Origin of the sequence: Arthrobacter sp. D5-1, assembly GCF_017357425.1 — a bacterium.
Lineage (GTDB): Bacteria > Actinomycetota > Actinomycetes > Actinomycetales > Micrococcaceae > Arthrobacter.
The window spans coordinates 2,076,532-2,091,807 of sequence record NZ_CP014571.1; the positions used below are offsets into that span (position 1 = coordinate 2,076,532).

At 63.2% G+C, this 15,276-nt stretch carries 15 protein-coding genes and 5 tRNA genes; 2 read left to right on the plus strand and 18 right to left on the minus strand.

Annotation, left to right across the window (positions count from 1 at the left end; genetic code table 11):
* Positions 1-127: 127 nt before the first annotated feature.
* The 7 genes from AYX22_RS09455 to AYX22_RS09485 form a co-directional block, all read right to left on the minus strand.
* A complete protein-coding gene (locus tag AYX22_RS09455) occupies positions 128-1,489 on the minus strand; it encodes an HRDC domain-containing protein (protein WP_207597187.1) in 1,362 nt (453 codons plus the stop codon).
* Between the two features lie 91 nt (positions 1,490-1,580).
* Positions 1,581-2,237 (minus strand): DUF3000 domain-containing protein, encoded by a 657-nt coding sequence (locus AYX22_RS09460; RefSeq protein WP_207597188.1) that lies wholly within the window; start codon positions 2,235-2,237, stop codon positions 1,581-1,583.
* 63 nt (positions 2,238-2,300) lie between these two features.
* Positions 2,301-3,362, minus strand: a complete 1,062-nt coding sequence (locus tag AYX22_RS09465) for a low specificity L-threonine aldolase (protein WP_207597535.1) — start codon at positions 3,360-3,362, stop codon at positions 2,301-2,303.
* A 70-nt stretch (positions 3,363-3,432) separates the two neighbouring features.
* Positions 3,433-4,173: an SDR family NAD(P)-dependent oxidoreductase gene (locus AYX22_RS09470; protein ID WP_207597189.1), complete on the minus strand. Its 741-nt coding sequence runs from the start codon at positions 4,171-4,173 to the stop codon at positions 3,433-3,435.
* A complete protein-coding gene (locus tag AYX22_RS09475; protein WP_207597190.1) occupies positions 4,173-5,540 on the minus strand; it encodes a DUF6421 family protein in 1,368 nt (455 codons plus the stop codon). The genes AYX22_RS09470 and AYX22_RS09475 overlap by 1 nt, the downstream gene beginning before the upstream one ends.
* Before the next feature lie 201 nt (positions 5,541-5,741).
* A complete protein-coding gene (msrB, locus tag AYX22_RS09480) occupies positions 5,742-6,182 on the minus strand; it encodes a peptide-methionine (R)-S-oxide reductase MsrB (RefSeq protein WP_207597536.1) in 441 nt (146 codons plus the stop codon).
* Positions 6,183-6,196: 14 nt separating this feature from the next.
* Complete coding sequence (locus tag AYX22_RS09485) at positions 6,197-6,688, minus strand: hypothetical protein (RefSeq protein WP_207597191.1); 492 nt, start codon at positions 6,686-6,688, stop codon at positions 6,197-6,199.
* A gap of 120 nt (positions 6,689-6,808) precedes the next feature.
* Between AYX22_RS09485 and AYX22_RS09490 the strand changes: the two genes are divergently transcribed.
* Positions 6,809-8,131 (plus strand): alpha/beta fold hydrolase, encoded by a 1,323-nt coding sequence (locus AYX22_RS09490; RefSeq protein ID WP_242703578.1) that lies wholly within the window; start codon positions 6,809-6,811, stop codon positions 8,129-8,131.
* Here the strand turns inward: AYX22_RS09490 and ybaK are convergent.
* The 3 genes from ybaK to AYX22_RS09505 form a co-directional block, all read right to left on the minus strand.
* A complete protein-coding gene (gene ybaK, locus AYX22_RS09495; RefSeq protein ID WP_207597192.1) occupies positions 8,128-8,646 on the minus strand; it encodes a Cys-tRNA(Pro) deacylase in 519 nt (172 codons plus the stop codon). The genes AYX22_RS09490 and ybaK overlap by 4 nt on opposite strands.
* A 35-nt stretch (positions 8,647-8,681) precedes the next feature.
* A complete protein-coding gene (locus AYX22_RS09500; protein ID WP_198318399.1) occupies positions 8,682-9,140 on the minus strand; it encodes a SufE family protein in 459 nt (152 codons plus the stop codon).
* Between the two features lie 88 nt (positions 9,141-9,228).
* The gene (locus tag AYX22_RS09505) at positions 9,229-10,155 is read right to left on the minus strand and encodes a sulfurtransferase (protein WP_207597193.1); all 927 of its coding nucleotides are present in this window, start codon (positions 10,153-10,155) and stop codon (positions 9,229-9,231) included.
* A 209-nt stretch (positions 10,156-10,364) separates the two neighbouring features.
* Between AYX22_RS09505 and zapE the strand changes: the two genes are divergently transcribed.
* The gene (gene zapE / locus AYX22_RS09510; RefSeq protein ID WP_207597194.1) at positions 10,365-11,405 is read left to right on the plus strand and encodes a cell division protein ZapE; all 1,041 of its coding nucleotides are present in this window, start codon (positions 10,365-10,367) and stop codon (positions 11,403-11,405) included.
* Between the two features lies 1 nt (position 11,406).
* Here zapE and AYX22_RS09515 read toward each other — a convergent pair whose 3' ends face one another.
* From AYX22_RS09515 to AYX22_RS09550, 8 genes are all read right to left on the minus strand, one after another.
* Positions 11,407-12,624, minus strand: coding sequence for a benzoate/H(+) symporter BenE family transporter (locus tag AYX22_RS09515; RefSeq protein WP_207597195.1), 1,218 nt, complete (start codon positions 12,622-12,624; stop codon positions 11,407-11,409).
* Positions 12,625-12,744: 120 nt separating this feature from the next.
* Positions 12,745-12,978, minus strand: coding sequence for an antitoxin (locus tag AYX22_RS09520; RefSeq protein ID WP_207597196.1), 234 nt, complete (start codon positions 12,976-12,978; stop codon positions 12,745-12,747).
* Between the two features lie 95 nt (positions 12,979-13,073).
* A complete protein-coding gene (locus AYX22_RS09525; RefSeq protein ID WP_207597197.1) occupies positions 13,074-14,528 on the minus strand; it encodes an amino acid permease in 1,455 nt (484 codons plus the stop codon).
* Positions 14,529-14,706: 178 nt separating this feature from the next.
* A tRNA-Gly gene (locus AYX22_RS09530) sits at positions 14,707-14,782 on the minus strand.
* 57 nt (positions 14,783-14,839) lie between these two features.
* A tRNA-Val gene (locus AYX22_RS09535) sits at positions 14,840-14,914 on the minus strand.
* Between the two features lie 25 nt (positions 14,915-14,939).
* Positions 14,940-15,012: transfer RNA gene (locus AYX22_RS09540), tRNA-Gly, on the minus strand.
* Positions 15,013-15,069: 57 nt separating this feature from the next.
* Positions 15,070-15,144: transfer RNA gene (locus AYX22_RS09545), tRNA-Val, on the minus strand.
* 39 nt (positions 15,145-15,183) lie between these two features.
* Positions 15,184-15,254, minus strand: a tRNA-Cys gene (locus AYX22_RS09550).
* Positions 15,255-15,276 lie beyond the last annotated feature (22 nt).

The following is a 15,276-nucleotide window of genomic DNA, read 5'->3' on the forward strand; positions in this document are numbered from 1 at the left end:
GCAATGTTACTCGCCGGTAACTTACGGTGCAAGGTGTGTCGACCTCCTGCCGAGTGACCCTGGAGACGCGAAAGGCCCGCCGCCGCGAACCGTAGTTCGGGTGACGGGCCTGGCAGTCTGGACAGACTCAGGCGGAGTCCGATGACTGTTGGGTTTCCTGTGCCTGCCGGCTGTCCTTCGTTTTGGATTCTTTGGCCGGCAGGGGTTTGGGGTTCAAGCAGGCGTCGGTGAGGATTGGTGCGGCGAAGGAGACCTGCCATTCGCGGGCACCCAGCTCCCGCAATTCAGCAGATACCGTTTCCAGGGATATGTCCGACGGTGGCCGCCAGGTGATCCGCCTCAGGAAGTCCGGTGTCAGCAGGTTCTCCACCGGCAGGTTGAGTTCGTCAGCCTTGGCCTGCAGCGCGGGCCGGGCGGTGGCCAGGCGCGCTGCAGCCTCCGGGTCGCGATCCACCCACACCCGCGGCGGCGGTGGAGCGTTGGTGGGCAGATGCAAGGGCGGAAGATCAGTCAGGGTGCGGGCGATGGTGATGCATCGCAGCCAGCGCGGTGCCTCCCGTTGGGCAGAGCGGCCGTGGAATCCCTTGGTGGCCAGTAGTTGGGGGACAGTGGTGGGCATGGCTTTCGCGGCTGCCACCAAGGCCGAATCAGGAATCAGGCGCCCCGGCGCCACATCGCGTTTACGTGCCAGCTGATCGCGCTCCTGCCAGAGTTCGCGGACTGCTGCCAACTGACGGCGGTCCCGGATCTGGTGCAACCCGGACGTTTTCCGCCAGGGATCGACGCGGGGCGGTGAAATACCGGCGGCAAGGATGCCGGCGAATTCCTGTTCGGCGTACTCCAGCTTGCCGTCCGCCTCCAGCAACTCGATGAGCTCTTCGCGCAATTCCGCAAGAACTTCGACGTCGAGCGCTGCGTACCGGAGCCAAGGCTCGGGCAGCGGGCGGGTGGACCAGTCGGCTGCAGAATGTTCTTTTGCCAGGCCGAATCCGAGGAGTTGCTCGATGACGGCCGCCAGGCCTACGCGGGGAAGGCCGGCAAGGCGGGCGGCAAGTTCGGTGTCGAACAGTTTGTCGGGCCACATGCCGAGTTCGGACAGGCAGGGAAGGTCCTGGGTGGCTGCATGCAGGATCCATTCGACGCCACGGAGAGCCTCGTTGATGATGTCCAGGTTGTCGAAAGGCTCGGGGTCGATCAGCCAGGTTCCCGCTCCGTCGCGGCGGATCTGCACCAGGAAGGCGCGTTGGCCGTAACGGAAGCCGGAGGCGCGCTCTGCGTCCACCCCGGCCGGTCCTGTTCCGGCGGCGATGGCGGCGGCGCATCGTTCAAGTCCGGCCGGAGTGTCGATGACCAGGGGGACGCCTTCGCGTGGCGTATCGAGATCGATGACTTCGGGGACGTGGCTGTCAAAGCCGTCTACCTTGATGTGGGTGGTGGGATCAGCAACCGGATCGCCGGCTGTGGTTTTATCCAGATTTTCAGGGGTCATGGTGGCTTAAGCTTACCGATTCACGCCGGGTTCTCGCCGGGACGCGGTGCTGACCGTGTATTGGCCGCCGTGGGCGACGTGTCAACAGTGGTCAATTCAGCCTCCTGTTGGGAAGTCCAGTGACGCCCGGCGGAAGGGGAGGAAGCCCGGCGAAAGTACAGACCATGTCTGACCAGGCCTCCAAGTGCGCCTGGACGTCAGCGCCGGCAGGGGTCCATGAAGCGCGAAGTTCAATGTCTATGGTGTCCGGGCGTTCGGCCACTGTGCCAAAGCTCTCGGAAAGGATCCTTGTTGCCGTGCCGCCAGCCGCGCGATACGGGGCTGCGTGGTTCTCCAGGGCGTCCACCAACCACGTCCAGGCGACGGAGCCCAGCATGGAGTCGTTGCCCATCTCAGCGTCCATTTGGGCCCGAATGTAGGTGACAATACGGAATTCACCTTCCCACACCGGTGAACCATCGGGATCGTAGAGGAGGATGAACCGGCCCGTGGCCAGTTCGTCGTCGTCCTCGCTCGCCGGCGTGTTCGCCTGGCTCGCTGCGAAGGCCTTGGCCGCCGGCCCGTGGACGGGAACGCGGCGCGTAGCCGCAGTGGGGCTGAAAACTTCCGCACCCAAAGCCACCGCGTACGGGGCCAGCCGGGCGGGCGCAGGGATCTCATCAAGCCGCAATTCGCTGCGGCATTGGGCTTTTCGAAGTGTTCCCAAGGCGAGGAGAAAGTCCGAGGGAACCTGTGCGAGGGCGTTCACCCTCGCAGGTTATGCTTCCGGGGCGGCGATTCCCAGCAGGCTCGCCGCCCCGGATGCGCGGGGTTACCGGGAGGCCAGCTCCCGCTTGATGCCAGCAACGAAGGCGTCGATGTCTTCCTCTGTGGTGTCAAAGGAGCACATCCACCGGACCTCACCTCTGGCGGCGTCCCAATCGTAGAAGGCGAAGCTCTTGCGCAGGCGGTCGGCAACGCCGGCCGGGAGGATGGCGAAGACGCCGTTGGACTGCGTCGCCTGGGTGGGCTCCACGCCGTCGATCGCTTCAACGGCCGTCCGCAGGCGGGAGGCCATGGCGTTGGCGTGGGCGGCCGAACGCAACCACAGTCCATCCTCCAGCAGGGCAATGAACTGGGCAGAGATAAAGCGCATCTTCGAGGCGAGCTGCATGTTCATCTTGCGAAGGAACTTCAGGCCATCAGCCGCCTCCGGGTTGAGTGCCACTACGACTTCGCCAAAAAGGAGTCCGTTCTTGGTGCCGCCGAAGGACAGGATGTCCACGCCGGCGTCGCGCGTGAAGGCCCGGAGGGGAACATCAAGGTGAGCGGCTGCGTTCGCCAGCCTGGCGCCATCCATGTGAAGCTTCATGCCCTTGGAATGGGCGTGGTCCGCGATGGCCCGCACTTCTTCCGGGGTGTAGCAGGTACCCAGTTCAGTGGTCTGGGTTATGGAGACCACCAAAGGCTGGGCCCGGTGCTCATCACCCCAGCCCCACGCTTCGCGATCAATCAGCTCGGGGGTGAGTTTGCCGTCCTCGGTGGGAACCTGGAGGAGCTTGATCCCGCCCACCCGTTCGGGTGCACCGTTCTCATCCATGTTGATGTGCGCGGTGGAGGCGCAGATCACCGCTCCCCACCGGGGAAGGAGGGATTGCAGGGCAAGGACGTTGGCGCCGGTGCCGTTGAAGACCGGGAAGGTCTCGATGCCCGGCCCGAATTGCTGCTCCAGCACCTCCTGCAGCCGTGCGGTGTACACATCCTCGCCGTAAGAGACCTGGTGCCCGCCATTGGCCGTTGCCAGTGCAGCGAGGATCTCCGGGTGCACGCCGGAGTAGTTATCGGAGGCAAATCCACGAACCGATGGGTCATGGAGCTGGCTGTTCCCAACCATCGTGTTGGCGCTGTTGGCGCGGTGGATGGCCTCTGTTGTGCTCGTCACTTGTTCATTCACGCTTTCAAGTCTATTTGGCCAGCAGGATGCGCTGGCCGTTGAGGTTTGCGGCCTGTTCTTCGAACAGTCCGACGACGGCGGCCGCCAGGTCCTCGACGTCCGTATAGCCGGGGAACCGCCTGTCCGGATGCGCGGCACGCATGGCGGAATCCACCAGGGCTTTGACCACGAAGATGACGGCTGCGCTGTGTTGGCCTTCTGGCTGCTGCTGGCTGGCCTGCCGGCCGTCCGCCTGCGCGCGGCGGAACCCGTCAGCCACTGCAAGGGTCCAGGCTTCAGCGGCAGCCTTTGCCGCGGCGTAACTGGCGGCAGCGGCAGTAGGAGCTGACGCGGAGGTGGAGGAGATCATCGCCAACCGGCCCTGCGGGGATGCCTCGAGCTGGCTGTAGAACACCCGGGAGACGTTGCGCAGGGTAGTGATCGCGCCCCGTTCCAGGGCATCCCAATCCTCATCGGATTGGTCTTCGATGCCTTTCGCGCCACGCCAACCGCCCACCAAGTGGATGACTCCATCCACCTTTTCAACGCCGTGGCCGGAGAGCCCGTCCGCGAGGTCGCGAACAGCCTCATACGAAGCGAGATCGCACACCAGGGGGACCACTCCATGGCCGGCTTCATTCGCCGCTTCCTGGATGCGAACGTCGTCCGAGCCCACAGTGAAGACCCGGTGACCGGCGGCCCCCAGAGCCCGCGCGGCAGCAATGCCGGACGCGCTGCTGCCGCCGGTCACAAGGATGGTCAGTGTGGGCATCAGGCCGCCGTCGCGCCGGTGATGCCCGTAGTGGATTCGATCACGGGACGCATCTTCTTCTCCAATGCTTCGTAGAACATGGACAGCGGGAACTCGTCGTCAAGGACCTGGTCGGTGAGCCCGCGGGGAGGACCGTCCAGCGGCAGGGCATCCGGTCCCTTGGCCCACACAGACGCCGGGTGGGCAGTCACCGTGCCGGAAATGAGTTCGTACGCAGCCAACCAGTGGGCGGCCTTCGGCCGGTCAATGGAACGCCAGTAGAGTTCTTCGATTCTGGCACCGAGTTCAACCACTACTGCAGCAGCATCCTCCCAGTCAATGGAGAGCTTGCTGTCCGTCCAGTGAAGGACGTGGTGCTGGTGCATCCACGCGAACAGCAGTTGACCGCCAAGTCCGTCATAGTTGCGGACACGGCTGCCGGTGATCGCGAAGCGGAAGATCCGGTCAAAAATCACCGCGTACTGAACAAGTTTTGCGTGCTTCCTGGCGTCAGGATCGGCGTTCTCATCCTTCTCGATGCGGACTGACTCGCGGAAGGCGGTCAAATCGCATCGCAACTCTTCCAACGAGTAGAGGAAGAACGGCATGCGCTGCTTGATCATGAACGGATCAAAAGGCAGATCACCCCGCATGTGGGTGCGGTCATGGATGAGGTCCCACATGACGAACGTGCGCTGGGTGAGTTCCTGGTCCTCGATCAACTGGGCTGCATCTGCTGGAAGTTCCAAAGAAGTGGTTGCTGCTGCTGCCTTGAGGACGCGGCGGAAGCGTGCGGCTTCACGGTCGGCGAAGATGGCGCCCCAGGTGAAGGTGGGAGTCTCGCGCACGGCAACGGTTTCGGGGAAGAGCACCGCGGAGTTGGTGTCGTACCCGGGAGTGAAATCGATGAAGCGGATGGGGACGAACAGCTTGTTGGAGTACTCGCCCGCTTCAAGCCCGCCAATGAACTCAGGCCAGATGACCTCGATCAATACGGCTTCGACCAGCCTGTTGGTGCTGCCGTTCTGCGTGTACATGGGGAAGACCACCAGGTGTTGGAGGCCGTCAACGCGCAGTTCCTGGGGCTGGAACGCCTGCAGGGAATCCAGGAAGTCCGGTACGCCGAAGCCGCCCTGTACCCACCGGCCAAAGTCCTCCACCAGCAACTCCAGGTAGCGGGCGTCGTGGGGGAACAGGGGAGCCAAAGATGTGACGGCGTCGCAGATCGTTGCTACGAGGGTTGTTGCCTCGCCGTGGACCGAGGGATCGGCGATGGAGCCGTCCTGTTCCTGGTGTGCTTGGAGTGCTGTGGCCGCGGCCTTCAGCGTTGTCCACTCGGCGTTGTCAGCGGTGACACGCGGGAGGGTGGAGGTGGCGATGGTTGTCATGGAGCTCGGCCCTTTCCGAAGTAGTGGTTGCTTCTGGGCCGAGCGTAGCAAGCGAAAAGCATTGCTAATTGAAAAAAGCCCCGAGGATAAGCAACTCTTGCCCTTTGGGTGTTCCTGCACAGTTCGAGATCCAGCGCCCCGCACTCCTGCAGGACAACAGCTCCGGACGGACCGAACCCATGGCCGGCCCGTCCGGACCCGTCAGCTCTCTTCCGGGTTGACCAGGCGGAGCGAGATGGAGTTGATGCAGAACCGCTGGTCCGTAGGGGTGCCGTAGCCCTCGCCCTCGAAGACGTGCCCCAAATGCGAATCACAGGTGGCGCAACGGACCTCCACCCGGTCCATGCCCATGGTGCGGTCATGAAGATAGCGGACCGTGCCTTCAGCCAAGGGAGCCCAGAACGACGGCCAGCCGCAATGGGAATCGAACTTCTCCTTGCTGGTAAACAGCTGGCTGCCACAAGCACGGCACTGATAGACGCCCTCTGTGTGGGTGTCCCAGTACTCGCCGGTGTACGGCCGCTCCGTTCCCGCCTGCCGCAGAACGCGGTATTCCTCGGGGGTCAACTCCTCGCGCCACTGGGCATCAGTTTTCTCCGCAGGCGCAGAAGTTGTCTTGCTTGTGTTCTCAGGAGTGTTCATGTCTTGTGCAACGCTCACGAGTCGCCGATAAATCCCGAACCCGCGTACAGATGGAGGACAGGAAGTCCCAATTGATCCTGCGCTTTGTTGGCCCAGTCGGTGTGGAACGTATCGGCGATGGCATGGGGGCGCGTGACCACTACGGCCTGCGCGGCATCGAGCGCACGCACTTTGGACACCAAGCCGGCCACGGCACCGCCGTCGACGACTTCACCCGTGACGCCGCCACCCAAACCGGCCAACGCCGCCAGGGAGGCCGTCAACGTCTCCGACGCTTCAGCACGCTCCGCCGCCGGATCCGGTGACTGCGCTGTAAGTTCGCGGAACGCCTTGGCGATCTCCAGCAACGAAAGATTCTCCAGGAAGTCCACCAGGAGATGTCGCTCGGTGTTGGCGGGAACCAGGACAACGAGGGGCGCGTCGCTGCCATCCACCAGTTTGGCGATGTTAACGCGGTCGTCGGGGCCAAGGGGCTCTTCAGTCAAGATGACTATGGGATCACTCATGGCTACAGCGTAGTCCCGCATAACCTGAGTCCGCAGGCTTTGGTACCGAATCAGGGTGCAGGTGCGCCGCGCGGCCCGCACCTGCACCCGGCGTGGCCAGGAAGCGGCAACAATGGAGGCATGGCATCGACACACGGGTCAGCGGGCGACGCTGCAGAGAACAAAATGTCCCTCCGTACCAAATGGGCCATAGGCGGCTTCCTCGCGGGCGGCACCCTCGCAGGCCTGCTCGGCGCCGGGTCCTCTGCGCTCGCCGTCTACTTTGCACGGCGCGTCATCACCCCGGCGGCCCGCCATGAGGACCAGGAGGTCCTGGCAGTCATCCGGGACGACAAGGGGCTCCAGGTCATCCTCGCGGCTACCCCGGACACCACCATCGACGGCGTGTTCAGTCTCTTCTTCGCCGGCGGTCAAGGACACGCGCGGATTGGCCGGATCGTGTCCTACTCCCCGGCCGAGCAGACTGTCCTCCGCGAGGTTGAAGAGGTCTACAGTGGCAATCTGGCAGAGGCCCGCCGTGGCTGGTGGAGCGGCGCTACCTACCCGGACCCGGCGTCGATCGGCCTTGCGGCCGAGGATGTGGAGATAAAGGTCGACGGCGGGCTGGCGCCGGCATGGTTGATCCGCGCTGATGCTTCCGCGGCAGCGCCGGTCTGGGCAATTATGGTGCACGGGCGTGGCGCCACGCGGCTTGAGGGCCTCCGGGCTGTGCGTACGGCGCGGAGCCTGGGGCTGGACAGCCTGCTCATCTCCTACCGCAACGACGGCCTGGCCCCTTCAGCCCTCGATGGGCGCTACGGCCTGGGATCCACTGAATGGCGGGACGTGGAGGCTGCCATTGATTACGCCTTGGAGCATGGGGCCGGGGAGGTCGTGCTGTTCGGGTGGTCCATGGGCGGAGCGATCAGCCTGCAGACAGCCGATCTCTCCAGGCACCGCCACCTCATCCGGGCCTTGGTGCTGGATGCCCCCGTCATCAACTGGGTCAATGTCATGGCCCACCATGCCCAAATGAACAGGATTCCCTACACCGTGGGGCGTTATGGCCAGTTGATGCTGGGTCATCCGCTGGGGCGCAGGCTGACCGGCCTCGCGGCTCCCGTTGACCTCAAGGCCATGGATTGGGAAGCCCGCGCCATTGAGCTGCGGACCCCCACGCTGTTGATCCACAGCGTCGACGACGACTACGTTCCGTTCGGCCCGTCCGCCAGCCTCGCCGAGAAGAACCCGGAAATGGTGACCTTTGAGCCCTTCAACGGTGCGCGGCACACCAAGGAATGGAACGTGGACCCGGAACGGTGGGAACGCGTAGTGCACGCATGGCTGCAGCGGGAATTGGCTCCACGGAACAACCCGGGACAGCCGGTGGCTGCAGGTCCGGAGGATGGTGCAGGCTCAGTGGGTGGTGCAGGACTGACTGGCGCTTCTGGCCAGACTGGCTAAGGCCGACGCCTGGTATCAGCTGGCGGGGAGGTGCCGATGGCCGCAACGGCTGCCTGTGTCAACCGGATGAGGTCCGCGGGAGCGAGTTCGATGTCCAGTCCGCGGCGGCCACCGGAGACCAGGATGGCGTCAAAGCCCAGCGCTGATTCGTCCAGGACCGTGGGGGAGGGCTGGCGCTGTCCCACGGGCGATATCCCGCCCAGCACGTAACCGGTGCGGCGCTCAGCGGCCTTGGGATCGGCCATGGCCGCTTTCTTCGCTCCCAACGCCGCAGCAACCGACTTCAGGTCCAGGTTTCCGGACACAGGGACAACGGCTACCGCCAGGCGGCCTTCGACCTCCACCATGAGTGTCTTGAAGACCCTCTCCGGCTCGATGCCCAGGACCTCCGCGGCTTCCATGCCGTAGCTGGGCGCGGCTGGATCATGGGCGTACGGGTGAAGCACAAAAGAAACGCCGGCCGCAGCAAGAGCTGCAGTAGCCGGCGTTCCCTGTGAAGCCATTTTTTTGGCCATACCGTCTGGTGGCGCCTTTCGGTGTCCTGGCGGGCTCAGTGCTCCAGCCGGCTGGCGGCTGCAACTTTGCGCTTGATGCGGCCGAGCATGGCCGTCATTCCCCGCATACGCAGGGGAGTAATGGCCCGCGTCAGGCCCAGCAGTTCGGGCATGTCGTCCGGAACAGCAAGGATCTCTTCGGCGGTAAGTCCGTCGAGTCCCTCGTGCAGGACACCGGCGAAGCCGCGGGTGGTCGGCGCCTCCTGGGGAGCCTTGAAGAAGAGCCGGTACTTGCGGGCACCGTCAGGATTCTTCTCCGACTCGATCGTGAGGAACAGCGGGGACTGGCATTCCACAACCTGCTCCAGCAACTCAGGGTGGTCCTTCAGGCGCTCTGGAAGCTCCGGAAGGCCCCTGGAGAACTCAAGCAGGAGCTGCAGACGGTCAGGCTCCGTCAGTGCCTGGAAGTCATCGACGATTTCCGCCAGCGCGGTGGGCAAAGTGTACGTACTCATCTCTTCCAGCTTACGCACAACCGCGGCGATTGCGCTCTGTATGCCGCAACACTACGGGCCTCCGGACGGTGGCGGATTCACGCGACGACTAGTTGCGTGCGAAGGCGGCTGGAACGGAACCGCGCTCTGCACCCTTGACGATGGGAACACGAACGGCATTGCCCCACTCTGTCCAGGAGCCGTCATAGTTGCGCACGGTATCGAAGCCCAGCAGGTACTTGAGCGCAAACCAGGTGTGGCTTGAGCGTTCGCCGATCCGGCAGTAGGCCACGACGTCGTCGCCGGCCGCCAGCCCGGCCTCACCCAGGTACAGGGCTTCGAGTTCTTCGCGGCTGCGGTAGGTGCCGTCCTCTGCAGCGGCCCGGGCCCAGGGAATGGATGCGGCCGTAGGGATGTGGCCGCCACGGAGTGCGCCCTCTTCGGGGTAGGCAGGCATGTGGGTGCGCTGTCCCGTGTATTCCTCGGGGGAGCGGACGTCGATCAGGGGGTTTCCCAGGTGTGCGAGGACATCTTCCTTGAAAGCGCGGATGGGAGCGTCGTTGCGCTCTACTTCCGGGTAGTCGCCGACTACGGGCTGTGAAGTTTCGGTGGTCAGTTCGCGGCCTTCGGCGATCCATTTGTCGCGGCCGCCATCCAGGAGGCGGACGTCTTCGTGGCCGAAGAGAGTGAAAACCCAGAGGGCGTAGGCAGCCCACCAGTTGGACTTGTCGCCGTAGATGACAACCGTGCTGTCGCGGGAGATTCCCTTTGATGATGCGAGGGCAGCGAAAGCAGCGCCGTCGACGTAGTCGCGGGTGACCTCATCGTTCAAATCGGTGTGCCAGTCGATCTTTACGGCTCCCGGGATGTGGCCGGTCTCGTACAGGAGGACGTCCTCATCGGACTCAACCACTACCAGTTTGCCGTCGGCAACAGCGCCGTCGGCAAGCGCGGATGCGAGCCATTCGGTGGAAACAAGGCGTTCGGGGTTCGCGTACGACGCGAACTTTTCGTTCTGTTCAACGGGGTAGGACATGGTGATGGCCTTTCACTGACAACGGACGGAAGCCTGGCCGTGGGGAGTGGTGCAGGTGCCGGCCCGGCTGCTTCCAACACTAACCACGGGGCGGCAGGAATGCTTCCCTGCGGTCACACGGTGAAACATGGGCTTGGTCACGTGTCCCGCCGGGGCCGCCGGAAGCCGGTATTCTTGCTGGGGACGTAATACCGAAGGAACGGACCACCGTGGTACAGATCGAACAACTGGCTGCCCGCACGCCGGCAGTCTCCGTGGAGGAGCTCCTCAAGGGCTTCTACCCCTCTCCGCGATTCGGAGAGGTATCGTTCGACAGCTACCGTCCCGACCCCTCGCAGCCGAGCCAGGCCAATGCCGTGAAGCTCCTCTCGGCCTTCGCCGACGGAGTGGCATCCGAAGACAACGGCGGCTTGTTCAAGAAGCTCTTCGCCAAGAAGGCGCCGGCCACCAGAGCAGGAATCTACCTTGACGGCGGCTTTGGCGTCGGCAAGACCCACCTCCTGGCCTCGTTGTGGCACAGGTCGCCCGGACCCAAGGCCTTCGGTACGTTCGTTGAATACACCAACCTGGTGGGTGCGCTTTCATTCCGCAAGACCGTGGAGGCGCTGAGCAGCTACAAGCTGGTCTGCATCGACGAATTTGAACTGGATGACCCCGGCGATACCGTGTTGATGTCCCGCCTGATGCGTGAACTGGCCGACGCCGGCGTCAAGCTCGCGGCCACGTCCAACACCCTGCCCGGCTCGCTGGGCGAGGGCCGCTTTGCCGCCGTCGATTTCCAACGCGAGATCCAGGTTCTCGCGGACCAGTTCGATGTTGTCAGGATCGACGGCGAGGACTTCCGGCACCGTGGATTGCCCGCTGCTCCGGCGCCGCTGAAGACCGAAGAGCTCAAACACCGTATGAAGGCCGAATTCGCCGGCAGGACCGTGGCGGTGGATGACTTCCGCACGCTGGTCAATCACCTGGCTGCGGTTCACCCCAGCCGTTACCGTCAACTCATCTCCGGCGTTGAAGCCGTGGTGTGGAGCGACGTCGAAACCATCACGGAGCAGGCAGTAGCCCTTCGCTTCGTAGTGCTGGCGGACAGGCTTTATGACAAAGATGTGCCCATCCTGGCCAGCGGCGTCCCCTTCGACAAACTCTTTACCGAAGAGATGATGACCGGCGGTTACACCAAGAAGTACTTCCGGGCTGTCTCCCGGCTGACCGCTCTTGCCCGTGAGGCGCAAAACCACGAACCCGCCTGATTCACGCTTTCTGAACAGGCTCGCGGCTCTTGAGCATCCAGCGCACCAGGATGCCTCCGGCCAGCGCCCAGAACGCAGCGCCAACCCCGGCAAAGCTGAGGCCAGACGCTGCCAACAGGAAAGTGATGCAAGCCGGAATGCGTTCCTCCGCTACAGCCAGCGCTGAGGAAATGGAGGCGGCCAGGGTCCCCAGGAGTGCCAGGCCGGCGACGGCTTCCAGGAGTCCTGGCGGGGCTGCGGCCACCAACGTCACCAGCGCCGCGGACGCCGCGGCCAGGACAAGGTAGGCCAGTCCGGAAACGAACGCTGCGATCCAACGCCTGCCATGGTCCTTGCCTGCTTCCTCTCCCGCCGCCAGCGCTGCGCTGAGCGCCGCGAGGTTTATCGCGTGTCCGCCGAAGGGTGCACCGGCAAGAGTGCCCGCGCCGGTGACCAGCATCGAGGGGCGCCATGGAGTGGTGTACCCGAACGACTTCAGGACTGCGACGCCTGGAATGTTTTGCGATGCCATGGTGACGATGAACAAGGGTAATGCCAGCCCTACGGCAGCCTCTAGGGAGAAGGCCGGAGTTGTCCACTCAAGCCTTGGCACGAGGCTGTGAAGGGGTACCTGGACTCCGTTGGAGACTATGTGGATCCCGATGACGGCGAGGGCAACCAGCAACGATGCCGGGACAGACCAACGCGGTGCGAACTTCATCAGCACAACCCAGCACAAGATCACCGGAGCAACGAGGAGCGGTGCCGAGCCCAACGACTTGAAGGGCGCCAGGCACAGGGGAAGCAGGACCCCGGCAAGCATGGCTTGCGCCAGCGCAGTAGGGATCCTGGCCATGAGGCGCCCCAACACCGGCAACAATCCCGTCAGGACGATCAGTACCCCGACCATCAGGAACGCGCCCACGGCAGCCGGCCAGCCGCCGTCGACCGTTCCAGCGGAGGCGAGCAGCGCTGCCCCGGGTGTTGACCACGCGAGCGTGACCGGCATCCTGGACCGCCAGGACAGCCACAGGATCCCGAGGCCGAAGGTCAGGGTGAGTGCCAGTAAACCGCTGGATGCCTGGGCCTGATTGGCCCCCACAGCTTGAAGACCTGCCAGGACTACTGCGAACGATGAAGTAAAGCCAACCAACGCTGTCACAATGCCGGCGGTGATCGGCGGGCCCAGTGTGTCCCGGCTGACATGGTTATGAGTGGTGGGCGGGGAGACAGAACGCATGAAGTCCAACGTACCCGAACAGCGGTCGGACGCCCTGTCGGTTAAACGCCAAGGGCACCGGTGGCGCCTCTCGGCGGGACCGGTGCCCCCTTGACGTATCTGGTACGGCGGCTCAGGCAGCTACGGCTGCTTCGGCTCATCCGTGACGGGAGCCTGTCCAGGCTTTCCGTCGTTCTTGGCCACGAAGTCGGAAGCGGCATTCTGGACCTTGTCGACGTGGCCGGCATACTTGCCGCCCGTCTTATTGTCCACAAAATCCCCGGCCTTTTCGATGCCATTCTTGATGGCTTCTTCGTTGCCTTGAATGAGACCCTGAGCCTTGCCCTTCAGGTCGTCAATTAAACCCACGGGCACCTCCCTTCCATCGCGGAGCCAGTTCGCTCCTCCGCGTCCGACCCTAACACCACTTGACAGGGGTGCCAAGGGTTGCGGATGACGCTGTGGACAAACTACGCCAATGGCTTACTTTCCACCTTGTGGCGCGGGCTGTCCGGGTTCATCAGTGAGTGCCTGCGACCGTACGCGAAGTAGATCACCAGGCCGATGACCAGCCACACTCCAAACCGGGCCCAGGTTTCCCAATGCAGTTGGAACATCAGGAACGCGGAGGCCAGGACGCCGAAGGCAGGGACGATCGGCATGAGCGGCAACCGGAACGTCCTCGGAGCATTTGGCTTGGTGTATCGGAAAACAATTACTGAAACGCAGACCACCACGAAGGCGGCCAGGATGCCGATGTTGGTGAGGTCGGCTACTTCTTTGATGGGGAAAACGCCGGCGAGGAAGGCCGAAGCAACGCCGGCGATCCACGTCACGCGCTGTGGCGTGCCGTGCCGGTCAGTCTTGGCGAACCAACCGGGCAGCAGGCCGTCGCGGCTCATGGAGAACCACACGCGCGTGACGCCCAACAGGAAGGTCAGCATGACGGTCAGGATGGAAAGCACCGCGAACACCGAGATGATGGTGGCAATGACGGGCAGTCCAACCCCCTGGAACGCCGACGCGAAGCCGGCCGTGGGGTTGATGTCCTTGTAGTTCTGCATACCGGTCAGGACCAGCGTGGCAGCTACGTACAAAAGCATGGCGATGATCAAGGACAAGATAATGGCCTTGGGCATGTGCTTCTTGCCGTCCTTCGCCTCTTCGGCCGCCGTGCTCATTGCGTCATAGCCGAAGACTGCGAAGAAGACGGTTGCGGCGCCGGCGATAACCGGACCGAAGCCGCTGGGCATGAACGGGTTGTAGTTCTCGGCGTTGACGTAGAAAATACCGAGTCCGATGATGAACAGGATCAGGATGACCTTGATGGCCACCGCTACCAGTTCGAACCGGCCAAAGGCCTTGGTTCCACGGCTCAGGATCCACGTGACCAACAGGCAGACCAAGATCGCCGGGAGGTTGATGAGGCCGCCCTTGCCCTCGTCGGCAGTGGACGTCATCCACGTTGGCATGTGGATTCCGATGCCGGAGAGGAACGCATCGAAGTAACCGGAGATGCCGATGGCCACCACAGCCACGATCGCGATGTATTCCAGCAGCAGATCCCAGCCGATGAACCAGCCAATGATCTCGCCGAGGGCCACGTAGCCGTAGGTGTAAGCCGAGCCGGCGCGTGGGATCATTCCAGCGAATTCGGCGTAGGACAGCGCGGCGGCGCCGGATGCCAAGCCGGCGATCAGGAAGGAAATCAGAACTGCGGGGCCTACGCCCGGAGTTCCCTCGCTCCCGTGGGCTACAAGGCCGGCGAGGGAGAAGATCCCGACGCCGATAATTCCGCCGACGCCGATGGCCGTCAGCTGCCAGAGGCCCAGACTTTTGAATAGTCCGCTGTGCTTGTTTTCTTCCTCAATGTCGTCGATCGGCTTGCGCCTCAGGACGGACTTGGAAGCCGTCTGTTGATTCATGGGGGTACTCCTGCCAGTTGGCGTGGAACGGTGATGAGCTCGCAGTACATTATGCGAGCCTAATCACATTAGATAAAGCGACTTCTTCTGAGGGGTATCGGTTACTTCAAGTAATGAATCGATTATTTGCTGAAGTTGGGTACAAAAAAAGCAGCTCCGGGGGAGCTGCTTTTCTTTCTGGAGCGGACGACGAGATTCGAACTCGCGACATCCACCTTGGCAAGGTGGTGCTCTACCAGCTGAGCTACGTCCGCACATGTTGTCTGCCGGGCTGATGCCTGGCCGTCAACAACAAACAAGTTGCCTTGTTCTGGTGGGCGATACTGGGATCGAACCAGTGACCTCTTCCGTGTCAGGGAAGCGCGCTACCGCTGCGCCAATCGCCCGTTTCCGGGTCCTATCGAGTAGGAGAGCGGACGACGAGATTCGAACTCGCGACATCCACCTTGGCAAGGTGGTGCTCTACCAGCTGAGCTACGTCCGCACATGTTGTCTGCCGGGCTGATGCCTGGCCGTCAACAACAAACAAGTTGCCTTGTTCTGGTGGGCGATACTGGGATCGAACCAGTGACCTCTTCCGTGTCAGGGAAGCGCGCTACCGCTGCGCCAATCGCCCATGCATCCAGCCAACTGCTGGAAGACATGGTTTTCACCGAGGTGGGTACGGGATTCGAACCCGTGTATACGGCTTTGCAGGCCGCTGCCTCGCCTCTCGGCCAACCCACCGTGTAAGCCGAATTCCGGGAAA

Excerpts from the sequence above, each read along its gene's own strand:
- ybaK (WP_207597192.1), bottom strand. The coding sequence starts at position 8,646 with ATGGCCAAAAAAATGGCTTCACAGGGAACGCCGGCTACTGCAGCTCTT.
- AYX22_RS09475 (WP_207597190.1), bottom strand. The coding sequence starts at position 5,540 with ATGACAACCATCGCCACCTCCACCCTCCCGCGTGTCACCGCTGACAAC.
- AYX22_RS09455 (WP_207597187.1), bottom strand. The coding sequence starts at position 1,489 with ATGACCCCTGAAAATCTGGATAAAACCACAGCCGGCGATCCGGTTGCT.
- AYX22_RS09525 (WP_207597197.1), bottom strand. The coding sequence starts at position 14,528 with ATGAATCAACAGACGGCTTCCAAGTCCGTCCTGAGGCGCAAGCCGATC.
- AYX22_RS09500 (WP_198318399.1), bottom strand. The coding sequence starts at position 9,140 with ATGAGTACGTACACTTTGCCCACCGCGCTGGCGGAAATCGTCGATGAC.
- AYX22_RS09485 (WP_207597191.1), bottom strand. The coding sequence starts at position 6,688 with ATGAGTGATCCCATAGTCATCTTGACTGAAGAGCCCCTTGGCCCCGAC.
- AYX22_RS09505 (WP_207597193.1), bottom strand. The coding sequence starts at position 10,155 with ATGTCCTACCCCGTTGAACAGAACGAAAAGTTCGCGTCGTACGCGAAC.
- AYX22_RS09470 (WP_207597189.1), bottom strand. The coding sequence starts at position 4,173 with ATGCCCACACTGACCATCCTTGTGACCGGCGGCAGCAGCGCGTCCGGC.
- AYX22_RS09490 (WP_242703578.1), top strand. The coding sequence starts at position 6,809 with ATGGCATCGACACACGGGTCAGCGGGCGACGCTGCAGAGAACAAAATG.
- msrB (WP_207597536.1), bottom strand. The coding sequence starts at position 6,182 with ATGAACACTCCTGAGAACACAAGCAAGACAACTTCTGCGCCTGCGGAG.
- AYX22_RS09465 (WP_207597535.1), bottom strand. The coding sequence starts at position 3,362 with ATGGTTGGGAACAGCCAGCTCCATGACCCATCGGTTCGTGGATTTGCC.
- AYX22_RS09515 (WP_207597195.1), bottom strand. The coding sequence starts at position 12,624 with ATGCGTTCTGTCTCCCCGCCCACCACTCATAACCATGTCAGCCGGGAC.